Annotated in this window: 19 protein-coding genes; 12 read left to right on the top strand and 7 right to left on the bottom strand. The window is 40.3% G+C overall.

Translation table 11 applies throughout. The features are described from left to right. Nucleotides 1-55 precede the first annotated feature (55 nt). From B2V92_RS09420 to B2V92_RS09385, 8 genes are all read left to right on the top strand, one after another. A complete protein-coding gene (locus B2V92_RS09420) occupies nt 56-1,036 on the top strand; it encodes a basic secretory protein-like protein (RefSeq protein WP_293307213.1) in 981 nt (326 codons plus the stop codon). 390 nt (nt 1,037-1,426) lie between these two features. Continuing rightward, nucleotides 1,427-2,098, top strand: coding sequence for a basic secretory protein-like protein (locus B2V92_RS09415; protein ID WP_293307212.1), 672 nt, complete (start codon nt 1,427-1,429; stop codon nt 2,096-2,098). Between the two features lie 38 nt (nt 2,099-2,136). Beyond that, the gene (locus B2V92_RS09410; RefSeq protein WP_293307211.1) at nt 2,137-4,425 is read left to right on the top strand and encodes a GH92 family glycosyl hydrolase; all 2,289 of its coding nucleotides are present in this window, start codon (nt 2,137-2,139) and stop codon (nt 4,423-4,425) included. A 144-nt stretch (nt 4,426-4,569) separates the two neighbouring features. Continuing rightward, nucleotides 4,570-5,979: a 3-keto-disaccharide hydrolase gene (locus tag B2V92_RS09405; protein WP_293307210.1), complete on the top strand. Its 1,410-nt coding sequence runs from the start codon at nt 4,570-4,572 to the stop codon at nt 5,977-5,979. Nucleotides 5,980-5,990: 11 nt separating this feature from the next. Beyond that, the gene (locus B2V92_RS09400; protein ID WP_293307209.1) at nt 5,991-7,952 is read left to right on the top strand and encodes a hypothetical protein; all 1,962 of its coding nucleotides are present in this window, start codon (nt 5,991-5,993) and stop codon (nt 7,950-7,952) included. 71 nt (nt 7,953-8,023) lie between these two features. Continuing rightward, on the top strand, nt 8,024-10,372 hold the full coding sequence (locus B2V92_RS09395) for a TonB-dependent receptor (protein ID WP_293307208.1): 2,349 nt from the start codon (nt 8,024-8,026) through the stop codon (nt 10,370-10,372). A 607-nt stretch (nt 10,373-10,979) separates the two neighbouring features. Continuing rightward, nucleotides 10,980-11,669 (top strand): ribose-5-phosphate isomerase RpiA, encoded by a 690-nt coding sequence (gene rpiA / locus B2V92_RS09390; RefSeq protein WP_293307207.1) that lies wholly within the window; start codon nt 10,980-10,982, stop codon nt 11,667-11,669. Between the two features lie 508 nt (nt 11,670-12,177). Further along, nucleotides 12,178-12,567 (top strand): LiaF transmembrane domain-containing protein, encoded by a 390-nt coding sequence (locus B2V92_RS09385; RefSeq protein ID WP_293307206.1) that lies wholly within the window; start codon nt 12,178-12,180, stop codon nt 12,565-12,567. Between the two features lie 551 nt (nt 12,568-13,118). Here the strand turns inward: B2V92_RS09385 and B2V92_RS09380 are convergent. Further along, on the bottom strand, nt 13,119-14,105 hold the full coding sequence (locus B2V92_RS09380; RefSeq protein WP_293307205.1) for a GlxA family transcriptional regulator: 987 nt from the start codon (nt 14,103-14,105) through the stop codon (nt 13,119-13,121). Between the two features lie 166 nt (nt 14,106-14,271). On the opposite strand from B2V92_RS09380, the gene B2V92_RS09375 reads away from it, so the two are divergent. The 4 genes from B2V92_RS09375 to B2V92_RS09360 all read left to right on the top strand — a co-directional run bounded on the left by B2V92_RS09375 (nt 14,272) and on the right by B2V92_RS09360 (nt 17,640). After that, nucleotides 14,272-14,685 carry a VOC family protein gene (locus B2V92_RS09375; RefSeq protein ID WP_293307204.1) on the top strand — a complete coding sequence of 138 codons (414 nt, stop codon included), beginning with the start codon at nt 14,272-14,274 and terminating at the stop codon, nt 14,683-14,685. A 2-nt stretch (nt 14,686-14,687) separates the two neighbouring features. Beyond that, nucleotides 14,688-15,065: a DoxX family protein gene (locus B2V92_RS09370; protein WP_293307203.1), complete on the top strand. Its 378-nt coding sequence runs from the start codon at nt 14,688-14,690 to the stop codon at nt 15,063-15,065. A 148-nt stretch (nt 15,066-15,213) separates the two neighbouring features. Continuing rightward, nucleotides 15,214-16,533, top strand: a complete 1,320-nt coding sequence (locus tag B2V92_RS09365) for an alpha/beta hydrolase (protein ID WP_293307202.1) — start codon at nt 15,214-15,216, stop codon at nt 16,531-16,533. A 135-nt stretch (nt 16,534-16,668) separates the two neighbouring features. Further along, nucleotides 16,669-17,640 carry a YihY/virulence factor BrkB family protein gene (locus B2V92_RS09360; RefSeq protein ID WP_293307201.1) on the top strand — a complete coding sequence of 324 codons (972 nt, stop codon included), beginning with the start codon at nt 16,669-16,671 and terminating at the stop codon, nt 17,638-17,640. Here B2V92_RS09360 and B2V92_RS09355 read toward each other — a convergent pair whose 3' ends face one another. The 6 genes from B2V92_RS09355 to truB form a co-directional block, all read right to left on the bottom strand. Beyond that, a complete protein-coding gene (locus B2V92_RS09355; RefSeq protein ID WP_293307199.1) occupies nt 17,641-18,063 on the bottom strand; it encodes a secondary thiamine-phosphate synthase enzyme YjbQ in 423 nt (140 codons plus the stop codon). A 162-nt stretch (nt 18,064-18,225) separates the two neighbouring features. Next, nucleotides 18,226-19,260 (bottom strand): DUF2157 domain-containing protein, encoded by a 1,035-nt coding sequence (locus tag B2V92_RS09350; protein ID WP_293307197.1) that lies wholly within the window; start codon nt 19,258-19,260, stop codon nt 18,226-18,228. Nucleotides 19,261-19,380: 120 nt separating this feature from the next. After that, the gene (locus B2V92_RS09345; protein ID WP_293307195.1) at nt 19,381-21,594 is read right to left on the bottom strand and encodes a cation:proton antiporter; all 2,214 of its coding nucleotides are present in this window, start codon (nt 21,592-21,594) and stop codon (nt 19,381-19,383) included. 777 nt (nt 21,595-22,371) lie between these two features. Further along, a complete protein-coding gene (locus tag B2V92_RS09340; RefSeq protein WP_293307193.1) occupies nt 22,372-23,358 on the bottom strand; it encodes a bifunctional riboflavin kinase/FAD synthetase in 987 nt (328 codons plus the stop codon). 12 nt (nt 23,359-23,370) lie between these two features. Then, nucleotides 23,371-24,231: a YitT family protein gene (locus tag B2V92_RS09335; protein ID WP_293307191.1), complete on the bottom strand. Its 861-nt coding sequence runs from the start codon at nt 24,229-24,231 to the stop codon at nt 23,371-23,373. Then, on the bottom strand, nt 24,228-24,959 hold the full coding sequence (gene truB, locus B2V92_RS09330) for a tRNA pseudouridine(55) synthase TruB (protein ID WP_293307189.1): 732 nt from the start codon (nt 24,957-24,959) through the stop codon (nt 24,228-24,230). The genes B2V92_RS09335 and truB overlap by 4 nt, the downstream gene beginning before the upstream one ends. Nucleotides 24,960-25,062 lie beyond the last annotated feature (103 nt).

Genomic DNA, 25,062 nt, shown 5'->3' with positions numbered 1-25,062 from the left:
CAGGATAATAACCTGGATCTTTCCTATTTTTATCACAATTACACAAATAAAACAGATGAACAAGAAATTTTTAATCATGGCATTGATGTTACTCGTAACTACCAGCGCTTTTGCACAGAAAAGGGAAAAGGAATATAAACTAACCATTAACGATCCCGATAGTGCAACAAATGGTTACGTTGATCTTAAATTAAGAAATGCAGTTATGAAAGTATATCCGTTTTTTGCCCAGGCAGACGGCTATCGCACCAAGAGGCAGGTAACACTTGATTTTGTAACAGACGAAACACCAACGGTTATTGCCAAGGCAGGAGAAATAAAAGTAAATAAGGATTGGGCAAAAAATAAATCAGAAAAAAAGATTGAAAAAGCACTTTTTGAAGCTTTTATCAAAAACTGGGCATCCTACAGTAAAGAAAAACATAAAGGATATACCTTAACTTTCATCAGTAAAGACCCTAATTTAGATCCGAAGGTTCGGGAAAACTTAATTTCTACTTATTTTGAGATTTATCCAACCCTGGTTAAAACATTTAACGATAAATCTACCCGCGATGTGTTATTTGTGGTAGATACCGCTTACAAAGCAGTAGCAGAAGCCAGTGGAAACAGGATTTTGTTCAGTGCGGGCTACATGAAAGCACATCCAACCGATATTGATGTGGTTACACACGAAACCATGCACATTGTACAGGGTTATGGTTATAGTGCGGGTCCGGTTTGGTTAACCGAAGGCATTGCCGATTATGTACGTTATAAATATGGTGTAGATAATGTCGGCTCTAAATGGAGTTTGCCCGCTTACAACGAAAAACAAAATTATACCAACAGTTACCGCATTACTGCCCGCTTTTTTGCCTGGTTAGAGCAGAACGTAAAACCAGGTTTGATCGCCACATTAGATCAACAGTTAAGGGCACATCAGTACAACGCACAATCGTGGGAAACCTTAACCGGAAAAACCTTAGATCAGCTTTGGGCAGATTATGGCAAGGAATCAGAAAAAGTAACGCTAACCTATAGCAGTAAAAAATAATAGAGAAGTCTTTTTCACCCATCGTCGTCATCTCGACTGGAACGCAGTGGAATGGAGATCCTTCGACTCCGCTCAGGATGACAGCTTAATGAAACGACCGTTATCTCGACTGGAACGCAGTGGAATGGAGATCCTTCGGCTCCGCTCAGGATGACAGCTTAATGAAACGACCGTTATCTCAACTGGAACGAAGCGAAATGGAGAGATCTACCTAGAAAGATTTCTCGGCTGCGTTGCACTCCGCTCGAAATGACGACAGCTTTTTAAGCCTGTTTTGTAAAAATAACCATCACTAAAGTAAAATTTTTGATTATTTACTAAAACGTTTTACATAAAATATTTAATTTGCAGAATCAAACAGGCTAACCAAAATACTAATATCCCGTATAAATGAAAAAAATATCTATTCTTTCGGTTTTTATGATGCTTATTTCTGCTTTATCAGTGCAGTTAAAAGCACAGGAAATTATTAAAAAGAGCGGTTACACCTTATCGTTCGAAAGCAATTTCAAAGAACTTGATCCGCAATTGAAAAAGCGTTTAATCAAAACATTTTTCGAAGTTTATCCCAAGCTTGCAAAAGAGTACAATCCATCTACCATTAAAGAGGTAAAGTTTTTTGTAGATACAGCCTATAAAGGTGTGGCTGCAACGGCCGATGGTAAAGTAACTTTTAGCTCCATCTGGATGGTTAAACACCCCGAAGATATTGATGTGGTTACCCACGAAGTGATGCACATTGTGCAGGATTATGGCCGCAGTGTTGGTCCGGGCTGGTTAACCGAAGGTATTGCTGATTATGCCCGTTATAAATTCGGTGTGGATAATGCCGGTGCCAAATGGTCGCTACCGGCATTAAAGCCAGATCATAGCTATAAAAACAGCTACCGCATTACCGCTGCATTTTTTGCATGGATCGAAAAAAGCGTAAAACCTGGTACCATTAAAGCTGTTGACGCTTCTTTAAGAGACCATACTTATACCAAAGAAATCTGGGCAAAATTAACAGGTAAAGATTTAGATGCACTTTGGGCAGATTACGTTAAAAATTCGCAAGTTTAGAAAATAATTACCCCCATATAAAAACACAAACACAACAAATGAAACGACTATTTATCGCTTTATTGGGTTTTGCGACAACAACCAGTTTCGCACAAACAATAGGCAAGGTTACAGATCCGGTAGACTGGATAAACCCTTTAATGGGAACAGCGTCCAAACCGGCACTATCAAACGGAAATACCTATCCGGCAATCGGTTTGCCATGGGGTATGAACATGTGGACACCACAAACGGGTAAAAGCGGCGACGGATGGGCTTATACTTACGATGCCGATAAAATCCGCGGTTTTAAGCAAACCCACCAGCCATCACCATGGATGAACGATTATGGCGCTTTCTCTATCATGCCCGTAACCGGAAAATTGAAATTTACTGATGACGACCGTGCCAGTTGGTTCAGCCATAAAGCAGAGGTCTCTAAACCATATTATTACAGTGTTTATTTAGCCGATGCTGATGTAACCACCGAAATTACACCTACCGAAAGAGCGGCCCAATTCAGGTTTACCTTCCCTAAAACCGATAGCTCTTATGTAGTTGTAGATGCCCAAAACAGGGGATCGTACATTAAAATCATTCCGGCAGAAAGAAAAATCATCGGTTATACCACCAAATATGCCCGTGGTCCGTTGCCTAAAAACTTTAAAAACTATTTTGTAATCTATTTCAATAAAGATTTCAAACTGGCCAAAACATGGGATGATAAAAAATTAAATGATAAAGACCTTGAATTAACTGTTGATCATGCAGGTGCTGTTATCGGTTTCGCTACGCAAAAAGGCGAGCAGGTAATTGCAAAAGTTGCTTCTTCTTTTATCAGTTTCGAACAGGCCGATCTTAATTTAAAAAGGGAACTGGCCAACGATGGTTTCGATGCTACAAAAGCAAAAGGCAGGGCAACCTGGAACAAAACTTTAAGCAAAATTTCTGTTGAAGGTGGTACCATCGATCAGGCCCGTACTTTTTACTCGGCCATGTACCGTACCCTTTTCTTCCCGAACAAATTATACGAAGTTGATGCACAGAACCAGATTGTACACTGGAGCCCATACAATGGTCAGGTTTTACCAGGTTATATGTTTGCTGGTACCGGTTTCTGGGATACTTTCAGGGCTTTATATCCTTTCCTAAACCTGGTTTATCCTTCTATCAACAAAGAAATGCAACAGGGTTTGATCAACGATTACAAAGAAGGTGGTTGGTTACCAGAGTGGAGCAGCCCAGGTTATGCCAACATTATGGTGGGTAACAACTCTGCTTCGGTAGTTTCTGATGCATACATCAAAGGGATGCGTGGTTACGATATCGAAACCTTATGGCAGGCGGTAAAACATGGCGCCAACAACGAAGGCCCGATGGAAGCTGTAGGTCGCGATGGTGTTAAATATTACAACGAATTGGGTTATGTGCCTTTCGATGTGAAAAAGAACGAAAACGCAGCTAAAACTTTAGAATATTCTTATGATGATTTTACCATCTATCAATTGGGTAGGGCTTTAGGTAAACCGGCATCAGAAATCGATATCTATAAGAAAAGAGCCATGAACTATAAAAATCTTTTCGATCCGGCTTCTGGCTTAATGCGTGGTAAAAACCAGGATGGTACTTTCCAAAGCCCGTTCAGTCCATTTAAATGGGGCGGTGCATTTACCGAAGGTAACAGCTGGCACTATACCTGGTCGGTTTTCCAGGATGTTGATGGTTTAGCCAAATTAATGGGCGGACATGATAAATTTGTAACCAAACTCGATTCGGTTTTCTCTATGCCTCCGGTATTCGACGAAAGTGCTTACGGTGGTGTAATCCACGAAATACGTGAAATGCAGATTGCAAACATGGGTCAGTATGCGCATGGTAACCAACCTATCCAGCACATGATTTACCTGTACAATTACGGTGGTGCCCCTTATAAAACACAATATTGGGTACGCGAAACCATGAACAGAATGTATAAAGCTACCCCTGATGGTTATTGCGGTGACGAAGATAACGGACAAACTTCTGCCTGGTATGTTTTCTCGGCAATGGGTTTCTACCCGGTAACACCAGCGGTTGATCAGTATGTTTTAGGTGCACCATTATTTAAAAAGGTAACCATTACGTTAGAAAACGGTAAAACTGTTGTAATCAATGCACCAGCTAACAGCGATAATAACCGCTATGTGCAAACTTTGCAGATGAATGGTAAACCTTATTCTAAAAACTGGATCAGCCATAGTGGATTACAAAAAGGTGCTGTGTTAGATTTTAACATGACCGCAGCTCCGAACAAAACAAGAGGTACAAATCCTGCTGATTTCCCTTATTCATTATCAACAGAAAAATAGAAAAACAATAAAGGCTGTATCATAAAAATGGATTTTGTCATCCTGAGCCTGTCGAAGGAAAAATCGAATTACTAATTATGATACAGCCTAATATTTAAGGAAACCTTAATCCCTGAACAAGGATTAAACTAACAAACCAAATATATGAATATCAACGTCTCGAAGACGGGTTTTACGGCCATACTTTGGCTTTGCGGAACCCTGCTGGCATTCGGTCAGCGTATTGATCTCAAAGATCTTTCTGCCTTCAAAAATCCTTCAAATTCATGGTCGCTTGCACAAAATGTGGTTGCCGATCTTAATGCCGAAAATGTTTTAAGAACAACCAAGGGCGAAGGCATATTAGTAAACCAATCAACCGCAAAAAAAGCCGGTTCTGATTTATACACCACTAACGAATATGGCAACGTAGCTGTAGAATTAGATTATTTAACGGCAAAAGGAACCAATTCCGGTATTTACCTTCAGGGCAATTACGAAATCCAGATTGATGATGCCTGGGGATTGAAAAATGCAACTTCATCAAACAATGGCGGTATTTACCAGCGTTGGGATGATAGCAAACCAGAAGCCGAAAAAGGTTTTGGAGGTATTGCTCCGCGTCAGAATGCAAGTAAAGCACCTGGTTTATGGCAGCACATTAAAATTATTTTCCAGGCACCAAAATTTGATGCTTCAGGAACGAAAACACAAAATGCAAAAATCATCGGCGTTGAATTAAACGGGGTATTGATCCACGAAAATGTTGAACTTTTTGGTGCAACCAGAGGTGCAGCAGGTGCCGAAAAAGCAAAAGGCCCTTTACGTTTACAGGGCGACCACGGTTCGGTAGCTTTTAAAAATATCTCAATCACCGAATTAGCTGATATTCCAAGATTAGAACAAAGGGGAGGTGCGGATCCGATTTATATCGAGGCAGCAAGTAACAACATGATCAGAAGTTTTGTTGATGTTATACCAGGTGTACGTTCGGTACATGCCATTTCGGTTGGCGGACCGGAAAAAACAGCTTACAGCTATGATTTGGATAATGGAACCTTATTACAAGGTTGGCATGGCGATTTCGTTGATGCTACCCCAATGTGGGATGGTCGTGGTAACGGAACTTCACGCCCGTTGGGTAGTGTTACCCGTTTTACCAGAAAACCGGTATTAGCGATCTCAAAACTGGCAAACGATCAGGCTGCATGGATTTCCGATACAACCGGAACAGGTTTCAGAACCAAAGGTTACGTAACGGATAAACAAGATCGCCCGGAGTTTAAATATATCATTAACGGCACTCATGTTACCGATGCTGTTAAAGTATTGGAAAACGGACAAGGGTTAAGTCGCGAAATTACGCTTGACAAACCATCAAAAGACCTATATTTCTTATTGGCAACTGCTTCAAACATCGAAGAAGCGGGTAAAGGTTTATACCTGGTTGACGATAAATCTTATTACATCCAGTTGGCCGATGGATCTGCCAAACCGGTAATCAGAGATGTTGATGGCAAAAAACAATTTATTGTAGCCATCGGAACCAAGTTAAATTATACCATTTTGTTTTAATTGAGATGACAATGAGAAATACATTCAAAAAATTAGCAATACTGGCATTAAGTTTTAGCTTTTCTGCAGTTTTTGCACAAGAAACCCCGAAAGAAGAAGATTTTTTCAGAATAAATAAAGTACGCGTACCCGAAGGACCGATTTTGGAAGTTGGTGGTTTAATTACCCTGCCAAATGGCGATTTAGGCCTTTCTACCCGTAGAGGTGAAGTATATATTGTAGAAAATCCTACAAGCACCAAACCTTACTGGCGCAGATTTGCTTACGGATTGCACGAAATTTTAGGTATTGCCTATAAAAATGGTGCAATCTATGTTGCGCAACGTGGCGAATTAACCAAACTGGTTGATAAAGACCAGGATGGCAAAGCTGATGTTTACGAAACAGTTTACGCATGGCCGTTAAGCGGGCACTACCACGAATACAGTTTCGGACCTAAATTAATGCCCGATGGTACCTTTATGGTTACCGCTAACGTAGCCTTTGGTGATGAAGAATGGTGGCGTGCCGAAAGCCGTGTACCAATGCGTGGTTGGGCGATGAACATTACCGAAGATGGTAAAATGAGCCCTTATGCTGCGGGTTTCCGTTCTCCTGCCGGTATCGGTAGTATCGACGGTCAGTTTTATTACACCGAAAACCAGGGCGATTGGGTAGGATCGGGAGGTTTATGGAAAATAAACAAAGGCGATTTTATGGGACACCCTGCAAGTTTAAGGTGGACAAACCTTCCAAATTCTCCTGTTAAGTTACAATCCGATTTCTTCTATTCACAAATGGACGAACGCCGTATTAAAAACGAACAGGGAAGATACATTAAACCGGAAAACAGGGTAAACGAAACTTTCAAAACCTTATTCGAAATGAAAAAGGTATTCCCTGAACTGCGTTTACCGTCGGTTTGGTTGCCTTATGGCATTTTGGGTATCTCATCTGCAGAGCCTGTTAAAATTCCGGCCAATACATTCGGTCCGTTCGCCGGTCAGATTTTGGTTGGTGATCAGGGTATGAGTATCATCTCGAGGATTTTTATGGAAACCGTAAAAGGTGAAGAGCAGGGCGCAGCCTTCCTTTTCCGTAAAGGTTTCCGTTCGGGTGTGTTAAGATTAGAATGGGGTACTGATGGATCATTATTTGTAGGCGAAACCAACCGTGGTTGGGGATCGGCAGGTGATGCCAACGAAGGTTTGGAAAGATTGGTTTACAACAACAAAACACCTTTCGAAATGAAAGCCGTAAGGGCAATGCCTGATGGTTTTGAAGTAGAGTTTACCATGCCTGTTGATCGTAAATCGGCAGAAGACCTGGCTTCGTATAACGCAGAAAGCTTCATTTATAAATACCATCCGGTTTATGGTTCACCTCCGGTAAATACCGAGAAATTAAAAATCTCGGGTGTGAAAGTTTCGGCGGATGGATTAAAAGCAAGGATTATCGTTTCAAACCTGCGCCAGTATTATATCCACACCTTAACCCTTGATGGTATCCGCTCACAGGATGGTTTTTACTCGCTGGTTCACCCGGTGGCTTATTATACCTTAAACCAGATTCCTGACGGAAACAAACTTTCTGCCAGCGAAGTAAGTACTAAAAACTCTGCGGAAGTACCAGCTGCGCCTGCAAAGAAAACAACAGCACCAAAAGGAGCTAAAGCACCAGAAGCCAAAGGAGCAGCTACAACTGAAGCTAAACCGGCTACTACAGCAGCAAAGGCACCTACCTATAAAGAAGTTGAAGGTCTTTTAACCAAAAATACCTGCCTGGCTTGCCACAACCCAACCAAAAGACAGATTGGGCCGCCATTTGCAGAAATTGCGAAACGTAAATATTCACCAGAAAAAATATTTCAGTTGATCCATAACCCACAGCCTCAAAACTGGCCGGGTTACTCAACAGAAATGCCTCCAATGCCGCAGGTAACCAAAGCTGAAGCTTTAAAAATTGCCGGCTGGATCAATTCATTAAACAAATAAGTTAGTTAGTATAGTTGTTAGGAACGGTTAGTAGAAATGCTAGCCGTTTTTTTACTTTTACAAGAAAAAAAATGAAGAACATTTTATTGTTAATAGGCGTATTCCTGTTAACCTGTTTTGCAGCCGATGCACAGCAGCATAAAATATCGGGCACCGTTAAAGATGGTAAAAACGTGGCCATTGCCAATGTAACCGTGCAGGTATTAAACACAAATTTATCTACAGTGAGCAAGGCCAATGGCGATTTTGAAATCACAAATGTTCCTGACGGAAAATTAACGTTAAAATTTAGTGCCATTGGTTATGCTACGGCTATTAAAACCATCATCAATAATCAAAATCTTGATATCATATTGGCCGAAACCAGTTCAAAACTGGATGAGGTAACCGTATCAGCACAAAAAACCGAAGAAAATGTGCAGAACATCCCAACTGCGGTTACTGCATTTTCGGCTTCGAAAATCAGCGATTACCGCATTCAGAATACAAGAGATTTAGCCACGCTTGTACCCAATTTATACAGCAGTAACCCAGGCGATGGCAGAAATGTGACCTCGATAAGGGGAATTGGTACTACTTCTTACGATCCGGCTATTGCAACCTATATCGATGGAGTAAACCAGTTCGGTTTAGATACCTATATTTCATCATTATTTGATATCGAAAGAATTGAAGTACTGCGCGGACCGCAGGGAACCCTATACGGCCGCAACGCGATGGGAGGGGTAATTAACATCATCACCAAACAGCCTACTAATTTAACTACGGGTTTTGCGGGCATTGATGTGGGTAACTATGGTCAGCAGCGTTATAGCCTCGGCATCCGCACTGCTTTGATTAAGGATAAACTCTTTTTTGGTGCAGCCGGATTATATAACAGGCAGAACGGCTTTTATACCAATACCTTTAATAACACCAAATTTGATAAACTGCATGGCTTTTTGGGTAATTATTACCTGAAGTTTTTGGCCACATCAAAATTTGCCCTTACCCTAAACGTGAAGCATAACGAAAACAGGAACAATGGCACTTTTCCTTTAACCGGCTCGGTTGATGAAGCCCTGGCCAATCCATTCAAGTTAAACCAAAACTCAACAACAGAAATGGTCGATAACCTGTTTAACGCTTCTTTATCGGCAAATTATAGCGGAAATGATTTCAATTTCACTTCGCAAACGGCTTATCAATCCAATTACAGATATTACAAACAACCAATTGATGGAGATTTTTCTCCTGCCGATATTGTTTCTATCGTAAATAACTATGGTAAAGACTGGAACAAGGTGCAGGTTTATACCCAGGAATTTAAATTCAGTTCACCTGCGTCCAATACTTCAAAATTTAAATGGGTAGCTGGTTTGTATGGTTTCTATCAAAAAAATCCGGTAAAACAGGGCTCGTATTTTGGTGCTGATGGTACCGTTTTCGGAGCCGATCCTTACACTACCGCTGTAAACATTAATTCGGGGAAAAGTGCTGGTTTTGCGGCATTCGGGCAGCTTTCTTATCAGATAATCGAACAGTTAACCGCTACTGCAGGTTTGCGGTACGATTATGAGCACAAAAGATTACTGGCTTCCGGCGAATACCTTATCCCAACAATGGATCCAATTGTTACGCAGGGAGATACTTTGGCCAAAGCAGACTTTAATGCCATTTCACCCAAATTAAGCTTTGCTTATGCCATAAGCAGCAGCAATAATGTTTATGCAATTTATAGTCGTGGTTACCGTGCAGGAGGGATAACGCAACTGGCTTCCGATCCAACAGCAAAACCGCTCGATACCTATAAACCCGAATACAGTAATAATTTCGAAATCGGCACAAAAAATACCTTTTTCGATCAGCGTTTAATCACAAATATTGCAGCCTTTTATGTAAATATCACCGATGCGCAGATTCCGGTTCTGATTTTGCCCGATGCATTAACCACCACACGCAATGCCGGTAAATTGGTGAGTAAAGGTGTTGAATTAGAACTTTCAGCCCGTCCGGTTAAAGGTTTAAGTGTTGATTATAACTTTGGCTATACCGATGCAAGTTATAAGTCGCTGAACATATCTAAGAATGGTGCACTAGTTGAACTGGCAGGTAATAAACAGATTTACACGCCAGAAACCACTTCGATGCTTGCCTTGCAGTACAGTTATGAGGTAGACAAAAATTCAAAATTAAATGCCATTGCCCGTGGCGAATGGTTGTTTACCGGAAATCAGTTTTATGATTTAAGCAACCAGATTCAGCAAAAAGGTTATAGCGTTTATAATGCGAAAATTGGTTTTTCCGCCAAAAAATATGATCTGTTTTTCTGGGGAAGAAACCTATCCAATAAAACCTATATCGATTATGCATACGATTTTGGAGCCGCCCATTTAGGTAATCCGAAAACTTACGGTGTAAGTTTGGTAGGAAGGTTTTAGTCGAGTGTTCTATCATCACGTACATCAAGCGCCTGGTCGTCATTTCGACTGCAACGAAGTGGAATGGAGAAATCTATTGAAAAAATCCTTCAACAGGCTCAGGATGACATAATTCTTGGAACGACAATGCGCTTGGAAAAAGAAATGGGGATTCCACTTATGCAGAATCCCCATCATCTAAATTAACGCTCTCATATACATAAACGCTATAAATAGGATTTATTGTGTAGGCCGTAATTTTTTTTCTTGTTAGCGTGTTTAACCATCCGCGTCGTCATTTCGACTGGAGTGTAATCCCAAATGTTCCGGAGAGAAATCTATTGAAAAAATCTTTCGACAGGTTCAGGGTGACATAATTCTTGGAAAGACAATGCGCAAAAAAGAAATGGGGATTCCACTTATGCAGAATCCCCATCATCTAAATTAACGCTCTCATATACATAAACGCTATAAATAGGATTTATTGTATTGACCGTAATTTTTTTATAGCCTAGGTTCGTGTCCTGTCTGTCCTGTCCTTGGTTCGTGTCTCCACGAACCAATCATTTCCAATCATTTCTTCCAATCTTATTTTGCGATGTTTGCCATTTAAACCTATTTTTACTTTATGGCTACGATAGATAAAACCCAACAGGATGCTGAAAAACTAACGGCTGCCCTGGCAGCAGTAAAATTTGTAAAAGATGGTGATGTTGTGGGCCTAGGTACAGGATCTACTACTACATTTGCCATTAAAGAACTGGGTAAGCGTGTAAAAGAAGGCCTCCAGATTACTGCTGCCGCAAGTTCTATCCGTACTGAAGAGCTAGCAAAATCATTTGGCATCCAGATCCTCGATCTGGGTAGTTTAAGTACAATTGATGTTAGTATTGATGGCGCTGATGAATTTACCGAAACACTCGATTTGATCAAAGGTGGAGGTGGTGCATTATTCAGAGAGAAAATTATAGCCTCATTAAGTAAAAATGCCATTATCATTACCGATGCCTCTAAAAAAGTAAAAAAACTTGGTGCTTTTACCGTGCCTATCGAAGTAATTCCTTTAGCATACCAGTATGTTTTCGATCAGGTTACTGAACTCAGTGGGAGAGGCCAGTTAAGATCGGTAGCGCATAAACCTTTCATCACCGACAACGGAAATCTGATCATCGATGCCGACTTTGGTCTGATTGATCACCCTGCAAAACTGGCTTCCGATCTCAACCAGATCAACGGATTATTGGCCCATGGCCTGTTTATAAACCTCACTTCGAAAGTAATTATGAGCGAAGGAACGGATATTATCGTTTTTGAATAGCGGATAGTTCACTGGTTCACTTGTCATTTGTTCATTTGTACTGCAAACTGCTAATTGAAAACTGGGTATTAGGTTAACTGTATAAATTGGTTAATCGGTTAATTGCTACCAACCGCCTGCTAGCCCCGTTCGTCATTGCGAACCGAAGGGCAGGGGCATGTGGGAGGTGTGAAGCAATCTTTTATATGGTTCACTTATTTATTAGCCATTTGTTCATTGGTACTGCAAATTGCCAATTGAAAACTGATTATCGATAAATGGTTTAATTGTCGCCAGGCACTATCGCTAGGCCCTCCCAACTCCAAACCCTCAACTCCCAACTAAAGTCGACTCAAGACTAAGGACTAGACTAACCCCCACTCACCGATATTTTCAACCTCGCTCAAACTCCCGCAAGTTTTTTACCGACGGTTTTATTCCGCTCACCGATAAAACGTCGCAATTAAGGGAAAAGCCATTCCCCAGCCTGGGTTTCTGTGCTACATTTGAATCATAAAAACAAACAGTCATGGAAACTTTAATCAAAAAAAATCACGCAGATAAACAATTAGGTTTAGGTATTTTAATCCTGGTAATCGGTTCGGTATTCTTGCTTAGAAATACCGGTGTAGATGTTCCACATTGGGTATTGAGCTGGCACACCATTATGTTTGGTGCAGGTTTGTGGATGGGTTACCGCAAAAACTTTCAGGGAAGCAGCTGGTTGGCATTAACCATTATCGGAGGCATATTCACCCTTAGAGACATCAGTATTTTTGATTTCAATTTATCCGGAATCAGCATACCTATGGTTTTAATCGGATTAGGTTTATATGTGATCCTTAAACCCAAAAAAGTTCAAAATTTTGATCAGTATTTCGGAAAGAAACCAGTTGACTTTACCCAAAAAGAAAGCTAAAATTCTTAACTCCATCATATATCTTAAAAAGGGACATTTTTTAACAATGTCCCTTTTTTGTGCATACTGGCATAGGGTATTGAGCATGGAGCTCCGTATGCCTTCAGGCTTTGAGCCATGCACTTTGCACGCTGCCCCGTGCTAAAAAAGAAACGGGGATTCCACCCTTAGGCAGTATCCCCGTCATCTAAATTAACGCTCTCACATACATAAACGCTATAAACGGAATATATTGTGTTGAGCTTAAAATTTATTACAATGTTTTTTGTTAGTGTAGAATATGTTTAACAAAATGTACCTAAAAATGCGGGATTGATTATTTAGTTCCTTTTTCATGTACGATCGTCATGCTGAATTTATTTCAGCATCTTTCATGCAGATAGACCCTGAAATGAATTCAGGGTGACGACTCTGGTATTAACAATTGAGATATACCTAAAAAAGGAACGGGGATTCCACCATTAAGGCAGTATCCCCGTCATCTAAATTAACGCTCTCACATACATAAACGCTGTAAACAGAATATATTGTGTAGAGCTTAATATTTTTTACTAAGCCTGTAAAATCGGTGCTGCTTTATGGTATTTATTCCGGTACTCGATCGGTGTTAAACCTGTTATTTTTTTGAAAACATCCCTGAATGATTTGGTATCCGTATAACCCACATCGAACATCACTTCGGTAATATTTTTCCTGCTCGATTCGAAACTCCGTTTTGCCGCTTCAATTTTAACCCTTTGAATGTATTCGATCACTGTATTTTTGGTGGCACTTTTAAATCTGCGCTCAAAACTTCTTCTACCCAAAGCCAGCATATCTGCCAGTTGATCTACTGTAATCCTTTCCTGATAGTTTCCATCTATAAATTCCTGTGCTTTTTTAATCTTCGCATCCTCGTGTCCCTTTTGCCCCTGAAACATCATAAAAGCAAGTTGACTTTCGCGATCTATATCAATAGCGAAATATTTTGCCGCTAAAATGGCCGTATCACGATCGGTATACTTCTCTACCAGGTATAAAAGCAGGTTCCAGTACGAATTTGCTCCACCGCTCGAATATAAGCCCTGTGCATCGGTAATGATACTGCCATCAACCAATTCCACATCTGGATACATTTCCCTAAACTGATTGGCAAATAACCAGTGTGTTGAACATTTCCGCCCATTTAACAAGCCTGTAGCAGCCAATAAAAAGGCGCCCAAACAAAGTGAGGCCACTTCTGCACCTTTCGCATGCTGTTTTACAATCCATGGGATCAGCTCTTCATTGGCTTCCATGGCATAACCAACGTTACCACTTATAGCAGGCACAAAAATAAGGTCGGTATGTTCCACCTCATGCAGCAATTTATCAGCATGCACTGAAAAGAGGCTATTGTTTAATTTTACCTCTTTCGTCATTCCAACCAGCTCAACTTTAAATAGCGGTAGCTTGCCCGATGCCTGTAAAAATTCATTAACAGCCGTAAATAAATAACGGGGATCTGCTATGGCCTCAATCACGGCAGTCTCTGGAATTAAGATAGATACATGTTTCATATCTCAAATATAGTGAGGCTATTTGTCGTAAACAACCCCTGCAATTGACGTTTCTACATATTTAGCTTTTTGCAATCCCCACGTATGTTTGTGATGTTAAAAGGCTGATGCCAAAATGTATAATAGTGGAAACCGATGTGCTGAGGGGCATCAAAAATAGGATCAAATGGCAAGTATAAATTCATATCTCACGTTTAATGGCAACTGTCGCGAAGCAATGACTTTTTATAGAGATTGCCTGGGCGGAGAGTTAACCCTCGAAACCATTGGAGAATCCGTAGCTGCAGATAAAATCCCTGTGAATATGAAGCGGAGCATTATGCATGCTGTATTAGCTAAAGATGAACTGGTAATTATGGGTACCGATATGGTGGAAGAACGGGGACTAGTTAAAGGCAACTCCATATCCATGATGCTCAACTGCAATTCGGAAGAAGAAGCAAAAGCGTATTATGATAAACTCTCAGCGGGAGGGAGGGCATCCCATCCTTTACAGGAAACTTTCTGGGGGGCGCTTTTTGGCGATTTAACAGATCGTTTCGGCAACAATTGGTTAATTAATTACGATAAAAACAGATAAACATGAAAAAATTAAAAACCTGGTATTGGATTGCGACCATTATTTTCGCATTAATGATGATAATGGACGGCTTTGGTGGGGTAACACAGCAGGAAGCTGGTAAAGAAGTGCTTAAACACCTTGGTTACCCCATGTACCTGCTCATTATTGTTGGTATTGCCAAACTGTTGGGCGCAATATCAATCCTCCAGAATAAATATACCACCATTAAAGAATGGGCCTATGCAGGTTTTGCCATCAATTTTATCGGGGCATTTGCCTCCAGGGCATTTATTGGCGATGGCATATCGCTGTTAATCCCACCACTTGTTGCATTATGTATTATGTTTATTCCATATGTTTTATGGAAAAAATTAGGGGCAAATGTTAAAAATAGTTAAAACTAAATAATTAGTTTTAATAAAGGCTTTTCAGAGTCAAATATTGTTAACTTTGGGTATTGTAAACAACCAAACACAACTGTGGAACCGTTTTGATTTTCAGTTTAAATCATGGCTGCTCCACGATCCCTAAAAACAATTTATACGAATGAAAAAGAGCCTTTTGTTCATAATCGCTTTATTATTTACCACTTCGGCATTTTCCCAAAATGTGATCCAGCTGTTTAACAGTGCAAACGATTTTTTTAAATTATTACAGGAAGAAAAGTTTGCCGATGCACATGCATTTTTTGACGATACCCTAAAAACCAAATTACCGCAGGAAAGCCTAAAAAAACTTTGGAGTGATATCGGTTCCAAATTTGGGAAAGCCGAATCTTTCGATGCCATTCAGAGTAAAGCTGAGGGCGCATTTTTTGCCGTAACCGTTGAAGGCAAATTTGCCAATGGCGACCAGAATTTTATTGTAGGTTTTAACAAAACGCAGAAGATTGTGGGAATTTTTCTTGCACCTTCGAAAAAAATAACCACCTATTTAAAGCCAATATATGTAGATACAGCTTTGTATACTGAAAAATCGACCTATATCGGTCCTCCGGGAAAACAGTTGGCAGCCATTATCACCATACCCAAAAATGTTAAGAATTTCCCAATGGTGGTTTTTGTACATGGTTCAGGACCTGGCGATATGGATGAAACCGTTGGTGCCAACAAGCCTTTTAAAGATCTGGCAGGCGGATTGGCTTCTAAAGGAATAGGTTCTGTACGTTATGTTAAAAGAACACTTATTTATGCGAACGAATTTGCCGGACCATACACTGTAAAAGAAGAGGTTTTGGACGATGAAACCGCCGCAATTGCTGCTGCAAAAACTGCAGTAGGGGCCGATCCGAAAAATATTTATGTATTCGGCCATAGCCTGGGTGGCATGCTTGCTCCAAAAATGGCAACACTTTCTCCTGATTTAGCAGGGATAATTTTAGCTGCAGCTCCTGCAAGAAAACTGACGGATCTTATTGTTGATCAGAATAAATTTATGTTCGAGCAGGCCAATGATACATCGGCTGTATTTAAGCAACAGTTGGCCAATGCAATGGCAGAAATCGATAAAAGTAGGATTTCTTCGCTGGGAACAACGATAAAGCCTGACTCGGTAATATTAGGTTTGCCTGCAAAATATTGGGCCGATTTAAACAGTTATGATCAGGTTGCGGTAGCAAAAACCTTATCAAAACAAAGAATTTATGTTTTACAGGGCGGAAACGACTTTCAGGTTGGCAAAACCGATTTCGATTTATGGGATGAAGCTTTAAACAAAAAGAAAAACGTTACCCTTAAATTCTATCCGGAATTAAACCATTTATTAAGTCCGCAAACAGGAAAAGGAACCATGGCACAGTACCAGGCTGCAGCAAGCGTTTCGGATGTTCTGGTGAATGATCTTGTTACCTGGATCAAAACAAAATAAGGCATCATCAATCATATTCTAATATTGAAAGCTCCGGTTTTACCGGGGCTTTTTTTGTGGTTATTGTTGTATAATGAAAAAACAATTCAAAAAATGGGCGGTTTAATTTAAAGGGTATCACCTAATCCGTTTATTATGGCAGCAAAGAACAAAATCACTTTAAAAGGAATCTGGGGCGTTTTAAAGGCATCGTTTACCGGTTTTAACGATCATAAGGTAACCAAGCTAAGCGGTTCGCTAGCCTACTATACTGTTTTTTCGATGGCACCTTTACTGGTGGTAATTATTTCTTTGTGCGGGATATTTTTGGGCCGGGAAATTGCCGAAGGACAGGTTTATGCACAGTTGGAAGGCTTTTTAGGCAGAGAATCGGCCACTTCTCTACAACAGCTAATTAAAAATGCCTACCTGGATGGAAAAAGCACCATTGCATTGATTATCGGGATTTTTACACTGTTACTCGGTGCTACCACAGTTTTCGGCGATATACAGGATTCTATCAATACCATCTGGGGTTTAAAACCAAAACCTAAACGGGGTTGGGTAAAATTGCTGCAGAACCGTTTTTTATCGTTCTCGGTGATTATAAGTCTTGGTTTTGTATTGTTGGTATCACTTGCGGTAACATCGGTATTGGATGCATTCAGCAATCGTTTACAGGTCAGGTTTGCTGAGGTATCGGTTATTGTATTTTATGTATTGAACCAACTCGTTACGCTTGCTGTGATCTCTTTAATATTTGGGGTGATATTTAAGGTATTGCCCGATGCGATTATCAAATGGCGCGATGTAATTGCCGGCGCAGTTGTAACAGCAGTGCTTTTTATGATCGGCAAATTTGCCATTTCCATTTATATCGGGCAAAGTAATGTTGGTGGTACTTATGGTGCAACCGGCTCACTGGTAGTGGTATTGCTCTGGACCTACTATTCTTCTATCATTTTATATTTTGGTGCCGAGTTTACCAAGGCTTATGCCGTAGCCTTCGGTTCGGAAATCTATCCTTCGCATTATGCGGTTACCACTAAAGAAATAGAGGTAGAAACAGAAGGTAAATCTATTCAGGATAATCATCCTGAAATTAAAGAGGAAGTGAAAAAAGCATAGTTATTCTCCCCAGGCAGTGATGATCAATCGCCTTTGTCCGCCGCGGTTACGGTGCTCACAAAGGTAAATGCCCTGCCAGGTACCAAGTACCAGCCTACCATTTCTGATCGGAATGGTTACCGAACTGCCTAAAAGCGCAGCTTTTAAATGGGCAGGCATATCATCCGATCCTTCATAATCATGTTCATAATCGGGATCATTTTCCTTAACAGTTTTATTAAAGAACATTTCAAAATCCATGCGTACAGTAGGGTCTGCATTTTCGTTGATGGTGAGTGAAGCAGAAGTATGCTGTATAAAAACCTGGCAAATACCAATATTGATCTCATCCAGCTGGGGTAGGGCATCTTCAACCTCATCGGTAATGATGTGGAAACCCCTTCTTCTTTCTCTAAGTGTTAATGCCTGTTGATATATTTTCATTTGAATTAATTACTAAATCTGCTCAGGATGACAACTTAATAAAACGGTCGTCATCTCGACTGGAATGCAATGGAATGGAGAGATCTATCTCGAGTTAGATTTAGCTTCGCTGAGCCTTCGGGTTCTCGACTACGCTGCACTCCGCTCGAAATGACGGATAGCCTATTTCAAAAACTCCACATTCCATATCTTTTCTGCCTTTCTACCAATCAACCAGAAAGATGCGGCCAGTACCGAAAAGAATAATGCTTTATGCCAGCTGTCCCAGAAATATTCGAAATAGCGGGTGTAAAGGTTGATAAACAGAAATGTAATGCCAAATTCTCTCGCAATATCGTCGCGGTATTTTAAGCCAAATAAAGTGCTTGCAACGCAGATGGTAGCCGAAATCAAGGCCCAGTAAAATAAACTTAACTGTCTAACCCTATACCATTCTTCCAAACTGGCAAAGTTGCCAAATACCGATAAAGCCCATAGCGATACAAACAGATAAACCATGCCCGCAATGTAGGTAACCTGGAAAAAGTGCTGTGTTTTGGGGAAAGCTTTCATGATAAAAGATGCCGAGGTTAACGAAGCGCCGAAAATCACAAAACGCAAAGGATAATTCATGCCCAGGAAATAATAATTCCACCTGCTTAAATAGCCTGTTTCGGTACCAAACCATGCACCTAAAGAGATTAGGGCAAAAATCCAGATTAACCGCGAATTGAAAATAAAACCTAAAGCACCGTAAATAAATACCGAAGCAAGGATGAGTATAGAGAAATTGCCTGTACCATTATCAAATGCCTTTCCAAAATAAGCAACGGCGTTCGCCGTTAATAAAATCGCCGAAAAAACAATGGCCTCGTTGCTGAATTTTAAATGTGCGAGCTTCTTTTTTCTTCTAAAGCCCAGGATGTAAAGCCAGCCTGCCAGTCCTCCAGAAATAATGGCAATAACGATATTTGGCGTATTGTATACCCGTTTTAAATAGTTTAAGATCGAATTATCAATCAGTAACGAACCGAGAGCAATAAAACCGCAGGCCAACGCTACCCAAAAAGCGTACTGCGCCAGGCGCAACCAGTCGAAATTTTTTGCTTCGTAACTTTTACGGAGTTTATTTCCTGTTTCTTCGTTGATAATGCCATCGCTCTGCCACTGCTCGATCATGTCATCAAGAAATTCACTCTTTTCTCTGTCGACTTTCATAGGTTAGGTTATGTACGAATATAGGTTTTTTGGTCCGAAGTCGGAAGTCAGAGGTCCGAAGTGAAAAAAAATATCAAATATGCATTCAAACCTCCGTCTTCGGTCTTCCGACCCCGGTCTTTATAAAACCTCCTTCACCTTCTTATTATTCCCTACGATCCAGATCACATCACCCGTATCGAAAACAAAGTCGGAAGATGGATTTAATATCTTATCGGCACCACGTTCAATGCCTACAATCAAAGCCTGCGCTTTTTCGCGGATACCGGCATTCCTGATGCTTAATCCGTAAACCGGCGATTCGGCATGAACCACCACTTTTTGTAAGGTCATTTCCTTGTTCGGGAAGTTATCTTCTTCGGCAATTTCAGGTGTGTCGATTTCCAGAAGTGCTTTAACAGCTGCTAACTGGTCGTCGGCACCTATCAGCAATAATTTATCGTTGGGATAGAGCCTTTCGTCCCGCCCAGGAGTTGGTATATTATTTCTTCCACGCTCAATCAGGGCGATATTTACGCCATATTTTTCCCTGATCATCAACTCGGTGAGTGTTTTCCCAACCACTTCCGATTCGGGCGAAACTTTCAATTCGGTTAAATGGGTATCCCAAGGTAAAATATCAGGTTTTTGGTTTTCGCGTGCATTTAAATTCAGCATGAAACGCCTTTCGAGTTTATCGTAAAATGACTGAAGTTTTCTGGAGAAGATCACCATACCAAGGATAATCAATCCAAGTGCAATTACCGCGGCAACCCAGGTGTCGAAAAACTCGTACATCAAAAAACCTACAAAGAAAATTCCCAATGCAACCCTGAAAAATTCGATCGCAATTAAAGGACCGCGTGTATATTTTTTATTCAGCCAAAGATGTGAATATGCCGTGCGCTGGATCCTCCGGATGGATAATGCCCATAAAAATGGCGACATTAATATAAACGATACCACTACACTGATGATAATGGAAGTTAAACTATTGGCAATATTACTCACAATAAAGGGCTGGACATAACGATAAGCCAAAAAGATAATGGCAATGATAATTACCGAATGGATAATGGTATTAAAAATGTAAGAACGTAATAAAATCCTCCAATCGCTCAAGGTGGTAATGCCTTCGGTACTCGAACTGTACCGTTCGATCCCATCAAGCCATTTTTTAGGTAAAACACGGTTTAAATATTGATAAAAAGGCTCTGATAATTTAATGAGATAAGGAGTGGTAAAAGTGGTAATTGCTGCTGCGGCTACGGCAATGGGATAGAGGAAATCGCTGGTTACCTTTAACGTTAAGCCCAAAGAGGCTATAATGAACGAAAACTCACCGATCTGGGCCAAACTCATACCAGATTGTACCGAGGTTTTTAATGGCTGGCCGGAAAGTAAAGCACCTAAAATGGTAAAGAGAATTTTTCCGAAAATAATAACCACTGTTGCTACTAAAATAGGTACAGCATATTTAACCAGCATGGATGGATCGATAAGCATGCCCACCGAAACAAAAAATACGGCTGCAAATAAATCTTTTACCGATTTGGTTAAATGCTCGATCCTTTCGGCCTGTGTGGTTTCGGCCAAAATAGAACCCATAATAAATGCACCCAAAGCAGGAGAGAAGCCAACCTTATCGGCCAGTAAAACCATCACCAAACATAAAGCCAGCGATACCACTAACATGGTTTCGTCGTTCATTAACTTTTTGGTGGCTTTAAGAAACGACGGTACCACGAATATTCCGCCCAAAAACCATAATACCAGAAAGAAAGCCAGTTTTAAAATAGAATAAAGCATTTCTGTTCCGGCTGATTGCTGACTTACCGCTAGTGTAGAGAACAGTACCAGGAGTAAGATGGCAACCAGATCTTCTACAATTAAAACACCAAATACCAGGCCGGCGAATTTTTTATGTTTTAAGCCCAATTCTTCGAAAGCCTTTATGGTAATCATGGTTGATGAAATGGATAAAATTCCACCTAAAAACAGGCTATCCATATCTTTCCAGCCCATTGCCTTACCTACCAGGTAGCCGGCCAAAATGATAAATAGGACCTTAACAATGGCGGTGATGGAGGCAGAACCGCCTACCTTAACCAGTTTTTTGAAACTGAATTCTAAACCCAGGCTAAACAAAAGGAAAATTACGCCTATTTCGCCCCAGATGTTGATGCTTTTGGTATCGGTAACAGACGGAAAAAAATCGAGGTGCGAACCAACCAGTAGCCCGGCAAGTATATAGCCCAAAACAAGGGGCTGTTTAATTCTTTTAAATATAAGTGTGGTTATTCCTGCGGCAGCAAGGATCAAGCCTAAATCGGCAATTAAATCAGGTAAATGCATCTATAAAAATGGGTAATGATGTTAAATAATCTATTTCCGGACATTGCGAGTGCCCGGCATTTATAAAAATTCCAATAAAATGAAATTACTTACCAAAAAACATGTTTTGGATAGAGCATCTTAAACAGGCACCAATAATTATATGTTAATCTCTTGATTACAACTTTGGTATTAACGGTTTTGTTCTTTAAAAAAAGGAACAATAAAAATGAGAGGAGGATACAGGCCCCGGAAGCAATTTTTATAAAAGGACTGTTGATCAAATCCTTTTGTAAACTCTCGTTGTCCTGACTGAATCCAAGATTGGATTTGATGTTTTTTTTACAGGAAATGAAACTGATTTTGATATTTTTTAATGCTGCATCATTTCTTTTTTCCGGCAATGCGATGGCCGCAAAATTTATGGAAAGGGAAAGAAAGAAAATGATGTAAAAAAGCCTCATTGCCGCTAATATAACGAAAATAAGGCTTTTTTGAAACATGAATTTGTCATTCTGAATGAAATGAAGAATCTTTTGACTACAAATCCTAGAAAATTATTTGTTGTTTAACGGAAAATTGTTCTCGCAATTTGGGTTCTGTGCTTTGTCGGTTTGGGATTCTTCACTGCGTTCAGAATGACAGATTTTATATAATAGGGTCGTCATTTCGAGCGGAGTGCAACGTAGTCGAGAACCACATAAGTGCTCAGCGAAGCTAAATCTAACTCGTGATAGATCTCTCCGTTCCGCTGCGCTTCAGTCGAGATGACGATCGCGTTAGGCCTATAGAAATAAATTACCCCTTAAAATAAGCCAGCGTAGCCTCCTTATCTTTTTGTAATTGGATAGTTAATGCTTCTAAACCTGTAAATTTTACATCATGTCGTAAGAATTTAAGGAAGTTCATTTTGATGTCCTGTCCGTAAATTTCCTGGTTGAAATCGAAAATGTTTACCTCAATATTTCTCGTCATTCCGTTAATAGTTGGGCGCTGCCCGATGTAGGCCATACCCTTATAAGTCCGAAGTCCGAAGTCCGAAGTCCGAAGTTCACTTGTCGATTCAGAGTCGTCTTTAAATTCCGAACTTATCTCAACGGTAACTGCATAAATACCATCACCCGGAATGAGTTTATAAGTTTCCTCTATAAATATATTTGCGGTAGGGAAACCGATGGTTCTGCCGATTTTATCGCCTTTGATTACCCTTCCGAAGATGGAAAACGGATAACCAAGGTAATCGTTGGCCAAACCCACATCGCCTGCTAAAAGTGCCTGGCGGATCTTGGTCGAACTTACGGCAACATCGTGGATATCCTGCTCCATAATTTCCTCCACGGTAAAACCATAATGTAAACCAGCTGCTTTTAAATCGCTTAAATTACCCGAACGGTCTTTGCCAAAACGGTGATCGTAACCGATAATGATGTGTTTGGTGCCTATATTATCAACCAGTGTGTTTTTGATATAATCTTCAGGCAACTGATTAGAGAAATCACGGGTAAAAGGCGTAATGATCAAATGATCAACACCCAGGCCTTTTAAAATATCGGCTTTTTCATTAATGGTATTGATCATTTTGAGATCCTGGTTTTCAGGATCGATAATCATCCGCGGATGAGGGAAAAAGGTTAAAATTACACTTTCCCCGTTATCGGCTTTTGCCTTTTCTACCAGTTGTTTAATGATTTTTTGATGTCCGAAGTGCACACCATCAAAAGTGCCAATGGTAACAATGGCATTATCTAATTTTTTAAATTCCGAAAGGTTATTGTATATCTTCAATGGGATAGGAAATTAATGTAAAGCGTGGCGTTTAACCACCCCGCCTTTTAAATCGGCAATTTGTTGCTGAATCACAAAAGCATCCGAATCGATCTGGCGGATGGCACTTTGTAATTTGCTCATTTCAAGCTTGGTAACAACGGTAAAAACAATATCAATGTCTTTCTTTTCGCCGTAGCCACCTTCGCCTTTATAAATGGTAACACCACGTTTCATTTCGTTGATGATGAAACCTTTAATGGCTTCCTGATGTTCCGAAATGATGGTGACACCGGTATATTGTTCGAGTCCGTTTACTATAAAATCGATCGTACTGGATGCTGATAAATACGTTAAAATGGCATATAGTGCGGTTTCGATATTCAGGAAATAAGCAGCAAAGGCAAAAATAATGATATTTAAGATCAGGATGATGTTTCCTACTGTCAAAATACTGTTTTTACTGATATATAGCGCCAAAACCTCCGTTCCATCAATTACACAACCACCACGCATGGCCAAACCGATGCCTCCGCCTAAAAATAACCCGCCGAAAAATGCAATGAGTAATTTATCGTGGGTAATGGGCTGGAAAGGCAGAAAAATTAAGGCTACAGAAAGGGCCGCAATAGCAATAGCTGTTTTAAAGGCGAAACCCTTACCAATTTGCCGGTAACCTAAAATAACAAATGGAATGTTGATAATGGCGATGAGATAGGATAAATTCCATCCGGTTAAGGTGCTTACCAAAAGGGAAATACCGGTAACACCTCCATCAATAAAATGGCTGGGCATTAAAAAGCTTTTTAAGCCAAAACATGCCGAAGTTACACCTGCAATAATTAAGAGAATTTCTTTTATAAACCTGGTGTTCCTGTTTTTAATGTGGTTCATACCTCTGCCTGTGTTTTAGCTTCTTCTTTCCTGCTACGGATATAATTTACAAGTTCTAATACCTCAAACGCATCTTTAAGCAAAAAGTTTCCGCTACGGGTACGGGTAAGTTTAGAAAGATAGGCACCGCTGTTAAGCTGTTTGCCAAAATCGGAGATAAGTGAGCGGATATAAGTGCCTTTACTGCACACAATCCTGAAATCTATTTCAGGCAGTTCGATCCTTGTAATTTCAAATTCGGGTACGCTTACAAAACGTTTACGCAGCTCCACTTCCTCGCCTAATCTGGCTTTTACGTATAAACGTTCCCCATTTACCTTTACGGCAGAGTGGGCCGGTGGATATTGTTCTATATCGCCGATAAATGGTTTACAGGCTGCATAAATTTCATCTTCGGTAATGTTACTGATATCGAAAGTCTCATCCACCTCGGTTTCCATATCGAATGATGGGGTAGTGGCACCCAAAATCATGGTTCCGGTATACTCTTTTTCTTCGGCCTGAAAGGTATCGATCTGTTTGGTTAATTTACCTGTACAGATAATCAATAAGCCTGTAGCAAGGGGATCTAAAGTGCCGGCATGACCAACTTTTAGCTTTAATGGTTTTAAAGAATTACGGATTTTGCCCACCACATCAAATGATGTCCATTTGTATGGTTTATTGATCAACAGCAATTCGCCTTCAGCAAAATTGAAATCTTTAAATTTTGAATTTTCGGTACTCACAAATCTTTTTTGCGCAAAGATACGGATTCAATGTGGTTTGCTTAATTTTTTTTACTATGGATGCACACCGTGATTATTCTTTGTTTGTGCCCATCACTTTTCT

The sequence above is a fragment of the Pedobacter sp. UBA5917 genome, assembly GCF_002432345.1.
In the GTDB taxonomy this organism is placed as follows: Bacteria; Bacteroidota; Bacteroidia; order Sphingobacteriales; family Sphingobacteriaceae; genus Pedobacter.
The sequence above is the reverse complement of the archived record's forward strand: the minus strand, read 5'-3'. Positions and strand labels throughout refer to the sequence as shown.

Bases quoted from the DNA above. Each gene is read 5' to 3' on its own strand.
- B2V92_RS09405 (WP_293307210.1), top strand. From the start codon at position 4,570: ATGAATATCAACGTCTCGAAGACGGGTTTTACGGCCATACTTTGGCTT.
- B2V92_RS09380 (WP_293307205.1), bottom strand. From the start codon at position 14,105: ATGAAACATGTATCTATCTTAATTCCAGAGACTGCCGTGATTGAGGCC.
- B2V92_RS09370 (WP_293307203.1), top strand. From the start codon at position 14,688: ATGAAAAAATTAAAAACCTGGTATTGGATTGCGACCATTATTTTCGCA.
- B2V92_RS09410 (WP_293307211.1), top strand. From the start codon at position 2,137: ATGAAACGACTATTTATCGCTTTATTGGGTTTTGCGACAACAACCAGT.
- B2V92_RS09415 (WP_293307212.1), top strand. From the start codon at position 1,427: ATGAAAAAAATATCTATTCTTTCGGTTTTTATGATGCTTATTTCTGCT.
- B2V92_RS09350 (WP_293307197.1), bottom strand. From the start codon at position 19,260: ATGAAAGTCGACAGAGAAAAGAGTGAATTTCTTGATGACATGATCGAG.
- B2V92_RS09335 (WP_293307191.1), bottom strand. From the start codon at position 24,231: ATGAACCACATTAAAAACAGGAACACCAGGTTTATAAAAGAAATTCTC.
- B2V92_RS09360 (WP_293307201.1), top strand. From the start codon at position 16,669: ATGGCAGCAAAGAACAAAATCACTTTAAAAGGAATCTGGGGCGTTTTA.
- B2V92_RS09355 (WP_293307199.1), bottom strand. From the start codon at position 18,063: ATGAAAATATATCAACAGGCATTAACACTTAGAGAAAGAAGAAGGGGT.
- rpiA (WP_293307207.1), top strand. From the start codon at position 10,980: ATGGCTACGATAGATAAAACCCAACAGGATGCTGAAAAACTAACGGCT.
- B2V92_RS09345 (WP_293307195.1), bottom strand. From the start codon at position 21,594: ATGCATTTACCTGATTTAATTGCCGATTTAGGCTTGATCCTTGCTGCC.
- B2V92_RS09365 (WP_293307202.1), top strand. From the start codon at position 15,214: ATGAAAAAGAGCCTTTTGTTCATAATCGCTTTATTATTTACCACTTCG.
- B2V92_RS09375 (WP_293307204.1), top strand. From the start codon at position 14,272: ATGGCAAGTATAAATTCATATCTCACGTTTAATGGCAACTGTCGCGAA.
- B2V92_RS09395 (WP_293307208.1), top strand. From the start codon at position 8,024: ATGAAGAACATTTTATTGTTAATAGGCGTATTCCTGTTAACCTGTTTT.
- B2V92_RS09400 (WP_293307209.1), top strand. From the start codon at position 5,991: ATGAGAAATACATTCAAAAAATTAGCAATACTGGCATTAAGTTTTAGC.
- B2V92_RS09420 (WP_293307213.1), top strand. From the start codon at position 56: ATGAACAAGAAATTTTTAATCATGGCATTGATGTTACTCGTAACTACC.
- B2V92_RS09385 (WP_293307206.1), top strand. From the start codon at position 12,178: ATGGAAACTTTAATCAAAAAAAATCACGCAGATAAACAATTAGGTTTA.